Source organism: Homoserinimonas sp., assembly GCF_056262345.1.
Genome location: NZ_JBACFR010000100.1, coordinates 1 through 4,645 on the forward strand (window position 1 = coordinate 1; position 4,645 = coordinate 4,645).

7 protein-coding genes are annotated in these 4,645 nt (G+C 64.0%); 2 read left to right on the forward strand and 5 right to left on the reverse strand.

What is annotated here, in order from left to right:
* Positions 1-363, forward strand: a 363-nt coding sequence (locus AC062T_RS05090; RefSeq protein WP_476027991.1) for a glycosyltransferase family protein, incomplete at its 5' end; no start/stop codon positions are given.
* Positions 364-487: 124 nt separating this feature from the next.
* Here AC062T_RS05090 and AC062T_RS05095 read toward each other — a convergent pair.
* On the reverse strand, positions 488-1,507 hold the full coding sequence (locus AC062T_RS05095; RefSeq protein WP_476027993.1) for a sigma-70 family RNA polymerase sigma factor: 1,020 nt from the start codon (positions 1,505-1,507) through the stop codon (positions 488-490).
* A 115-nt stretch (positions 1,508-1,622) separates the two neighbouring features.
* Here AC062T_RS05095 and AC062T_RS05100 point away from each other — a divergent pair, with 115 nt between their 5' ends.
* Positions 1,623-2,201, forward strand: a complete 579-nt coding sequence (locus AC062T_RS05100) for a TetR/AcrR family transcriptional regulator (protein WP_476027995.1) — start codon at positions 1,623-1,625, stop codon at positions 2,199-2,201.
* A gap of 83 nt (positions 2,202-2,284) precedes the next feature.
* On the opposite strand, the gene AC062T_RS05105 is transcribed toward AC062T_RS05100, so the two are convergent.
* From AC062T_RS05105 to AC062T_RS05120, 4 genes are all read right to left on the reverse strand, one after another.
* Positions 2,285-3,061, reverse strand: a complete 777-nt coding sequence (locus AC062T_RS05105; RefSeq protein WP_476027997.1) for a hypothetical protein — start codon at positions 3,059-3,061, stop codon at positions 2,285-2,287.
* Positions 3,062-3,152: 91 nt separating this feature from the next.
* Complete coding sequence (locus AC062T_RS05110) at positions 3,153-3,782, reverse strand: thermonuclease family protein (protein WP_476027999.1); 630 nt, start codon at positions 3,780-3,782, stop codon at positions 3,153-3,155.
* 66 nt (positions 3,783-3,848) lie between these two features.
* Positions 3,849-4,277: a hypothetical protein gene (locus tag AC062T_RS05115; RefSeq protein WP_476028001.1), complete on the reverse strand. Its 429-nt coding sequence runs from the start codon at positions 4,275-4,277 to the stop codon at positions 3,849-3,851.
* A gap of 139 nt (positions 4,278-4,416) precedes the next feature.
* A partial coding sequence (locus tag AC062T_RS05120) for a zinc finger domain-containing protein (RefSeq protein WP_476028003.1) occupies positions 4,417-4,645 on the reverse strand: 229 nt, incomplete at its 5' end.

Here is a 4,645-nt window from a genome sequence, read left to right on the forward strand (position 1 = left end):
GCGCGCCAGCTTCTCTCTCGTGGCGGTAGCGTTTTTGCCCGGGCATGCCTGCCCGTTACGTCTGCCGATGTGACCGGCGGATTCCGCGCCTTCCGCAGGGAGGCGCTAGAGCGGATCGAGCCGCAGACGGTGATGAGCCGCGGGTACTGCTTTCAAATCGAAATGCTGTGGAGGGCGAACACCTGTGGGTGTCGCGTGCGCGAAGTCCCCATCGAGTTTGCCGAGCGACAGGAAGGCAAATCCAAGATGTCGAGCTCGATCGTCTTCGAGGCAATGGCCAGGGTGGCCTGGTGGGGAATCACGCAAAGCCCCAAGCGTCTATCGCGCCCGACCCGGCAGCCGACGGGGCGCATCCGGGCGTAGTGCCGAGCGCGGGCTGCACGACAAACGGCCCTGCTGGCATCCCAGTGCGTCCCACCACGGGCACATCTGGGCGGCCAACGGGGCCGTTCGTACGTGAGGACCTAGTAGTCCTAGGTGTCAGCCTTTAGCTGTCGGAAAGCGGGCCGCGGAACTCGCGTGCGCGAAGCGCGCGCAGGGCACGCTGCTCAAGCTGGCGAACCCGCTCGCGTGAGATGCCGAACACCTCGCCCACCTGGTCGAACGTCATCGGGGCGCAGCCATCGAGGCCAAAGCGCAGCTTGAGCACCTTGGCATCGCGCTCCGGCAGCGTCTGGATGCACTTGTGCAGCAGCTCGTTGCGGATGCCGGCGCTCACGATGTCGATGACGGGCGCGTGCTGGTCATCCTCGATGAGGTCGCCGAGCACGGTGTCCTGCTCTTCGCCGACGGGCGTGTGAATGCTCACGGGCTCGCGGTCGGCATCTAGATAGATGCGCACCTTGTCCGGCGTGAATCCGGTCTCGGCCGAGAGCTCTTCGACGGTGGGGCGGCGGCCGAGTTCGGTTTCGAGCTCCCGGTACAGCTTGCGAACGGCAACGACCTTCTCTGCGGCATGCACGGGGATTCGGATCAGACGCGACGAATCGGCGAGGCACCGGCTAATCGACTGGCGAATCCACCAGGTGGCGTAGGTGGAGAACTTGTAGCCCTTGGCGAAGTCAAACTTCTTCACCGCGCGGTCGAGGCCGAGGTTGCCCTCCTGAATCAGATCCATGAAGGGAACACCGTGGCCGACGTAGTTCTTGGCAACGCTCACGACCAGGCGGAGGTTGGCGCGCACGAACTGGCGGTAGGCGGCTTCGCCTTCGTTGACCAGCTGCTGCAACTCGCGAACGAGCTTGGCCGGGCCGGTTGTGGTCTCGAGTCGCTCGCGGGCGATCACGCCAACCTCGATGCGGCGAGCCAGCTCGGGCTCTTCTTCTGCGGCCAGCAGGGGGATCACCGAGATCCCCTGCAGGTAGTCGCGTACTGCGTCTTCTGAAACTCGGGCCTCGCGCGGAGCCTTGCTCCGGTCAGTGCTGCGCTGCGTCTGCCGTGGCGTCGAGGGGGCAGGGGTGGTGGGAGCTGTGGTGGGAGCGGTGATGGTCACGATTGTTTCCCTCATTCTCTCGTTTCTTGGCGCCGTCTCGGGATGACCGATCTGTGCGAATGGAACGCTCTGTCTGTACCCATTTAGGGGGTAGAGTAGGCGTTCTGTCAAGCGCTAAGATTGGAGGGCGATGACTGAGCCGATCAAACAGGGAGCCCGAGAGCGCATCCTGGACGCCGCGTACGACCTGTTCTCTCACCGAGGCATTCGCGACGTCAGTGTCGACGAAATAATCACCAAGTCCAAGGTCGCCATCGCCACGTTTTATCGCCATTTCAGCTCCAAAGACGAGCTCGCTCAGGCTTTTCTCAATCGCCGCGAACAGGTGTGGACATCAGAGCTGATCGTCGCCGAAGTCGCCAGCCGCAGCGCCTCCCCTCGCGCACAGTTGCTCGGCATCTTCGATGTCTTCGACGAGTGGTTTCACCGTGATGACTTCGAGGGGGACTCGTTCGTTAAGGTGCTTCTCGAAATGGGCCCGGAGCATCCGCTGGGCCAATCAAGCATCGTGCACCTCAATCACGTGAGGCGCATGATCAGGGGCTTGGCCGAGCGTGCGGGGCTCACTGATGTGGACGACTTTGCGCTCTCGCTGCACATCCTCATGAAGGGATCGATCGTCACGGCCGCGATGGGCGATCTCGATTCCGCGCAGCAGGCCCGGTCGATGGCGGAACGCCTGATCGTGGATCACACCCCCGCTGCCTAGCGGTTAACTAACGAACCGCCCCCGAAGAGTCGGAGGCGGTTCATCAGATGGCGATGACCGATCTGCCTAGACGACCGATCTGCCTAGACGTCGGACATTTCGGGGCCTTCATCGTCGCTGCCGCGCTCGGCAAGGGCCGCGGCTCGCTCCGCAAAGCGGCGCTGCACATCGGCCTGCGCGTGCGCGATGACGGCGGGGTCGAGAGCGGGGCTGGTGTGCTCCGTGGTTCCGTGGTGCTTGGCGATGAAGGCGTCGAGTTCAGGGCCGGACTCCCACGACGTGATGAGGCAGTAGCGGTTCTCGGGGCCCGGGTGCCATACGGCGTGCCAGAAGCGCTGGGTGTCGACGATCACCTGAGCGCCAGCCGGCAGCGGGATGCGAATCTCAGTGTCGGGGTCGAAGCGCTCTTCGCGCAGCACGAGGCACGAGTCGGCATCGTCGGAGAGGTTGAAGAACCCGCGCACGATCCAACCGGAGCCGTCGGGGTTGAGGCGGTTGTTGTCGTCCTGGTGAAGGTTGTAGAGAGTCTCTTCGTAGCTGTTGGGCTTGAGCTCAATCACACGGCACCGGCCGACATTGGCGCCGGGCTCCTGTGCCCTAGCGGTAAGGCGCGGAGCCTTCGCCACCTGCGACTCGATCCATACGCCGTCTTTGTCGGTGCGAGGGGGCTGGTGGTTCCAGAAGCCATTGACCTCGATCTTGCCGTTGGCGCTCGCGAGCGGAGCGAACTGAGTGTCTCCAGAAGACTTCCAGTCGACATACTCCAGGTCGAGCCATTCCTTCGGATCCTGCGCCTGGTCGTACCTGTCGAGGATGACGAATCCGGTCTCCTCCAGAGCCGCCGACTTGATGTAGCTCATTCGAAAATGTGCCCTTCAGATATGTGGCTAGCACGTTTTGCCTAGCCAGACTTAGGCCACCCTAACACTCAGAAGGCTCACCTCTCGGTCGTCAACACGCCCCCCAGAGGCCTGCGGAACCTGCTTGCGCAGAGGATGCTGCGGTGGCGAAGGACTGCTCGTAGCGCACATTAGGCGCGATAGAAAGTGGCGTCGCGTATCCTTCCGCCACCAGCGTCAGGTTTACGAACTCACCGGAGTCGGACCACACATACAGCAGACTCCTGCCGTACTGGTCGAGGGGCCCTGCGTCGGCAGTGACCCACGCCGTCATCCCCTCTGGCATGAGTGCCCTTGCTCGCGCCGTTGCTTCGCTTCCGAAGCACTCGGCATTGTCGCCGACTTCGGGGGTATCGATGCCGATGAGGCGCACCTTGAGCCGCTCTCCAGAGGAGGTGACCACAAAAAGAGTGTCGCCGTCGTGCACATAATCCACGGTCACTGCGGTGGCGTCTAAGGGCTTCGAAACGGGAGCGACGGCAGAAGCCGATGCTGCGGCCGCTTCCTGGTCGATCCCTGTCGGCGCGGCATCCGCGGATCCGTCGCTGTGCTCGTCGCTGTGCTCGCCTCCGTCCGCAACAAGTAGGTCGGTGAATGCAGTCGACAGGGAATCTGGCGAGGTGGCCAGATAGGCGCCAGCAACGACGGCAATCACAACGAGGAACGCGGCCAGTTTCTTCATGATGGCCAGAGCCTAGTGGCGGGCCGCGCCCCGAACCGGCGGAAATTCCGGGGCGCGGGTCACGCGCTAGTTTCCGGCGCGCTCAGCGACCGGGCCGAATGCGGGAGAGCCTTCGGTGATGGACTCAGCGGTGACGCTGCCAGTGACGGTGCCCGAGGTCGTGCCGTCGGGCATGCCGCGCATGTCATCGCCGCGCATGTCGTCTCCGCGCATGTCCTCGCGGTGATCGCCCTGCTGTCCCCGGCCGTCTCCCGGCATGGGGCTGTCCTGGGAGGAGCCCGGGAACCCGGCGTCGCGAGGTCCTGGCCCTCCGCCGGTGTTCTGCCCGATGAGAAGTCCGCCGAAGAGGCCGATGATGAGCGCCGCCATGATGGCGAGGACCGGGGTTACGAAGCGGGTCCAGCGCTTGGGGGTGGCGGCTGGTTCGGGTGCGTGGCCGGTGTTCGAGCTGGCGTCGGCGGCAGGTGTCGGGGGCGTGGTGGTGGTCTCAGTCATAGATGGTGCCTTTCGTGCCCGTGAGAGTTCAACGGTCCTGGTAAGCCCCGCCTTGTGGGGCTTCGTGCCTCAAGTTTTGCGAGCCCGGTTAAGCAGACCCTCGGCGCACACTATGAGGCAGCTGTGAACGCAGGAGCCGCTAGTTCTGGCAGTGAGGGCACCAATACCCGTGGCGTTCGTACTCGCCAGCGCCACCGATTAACCCGTCGCTGATGAGCGTTCCGCACCGCAGACACGGCTTGCCTTCGCGGCCATAGACCCACGTGGTGTCGCCACGGGTGCGACCGGTTGTGGTTCTGGGTCGCAGCTTGTTGGCGTCGAGCAGGCGGTGAGCGAGCGCGACCATCTTTTCGGGATGCTCGACCTCG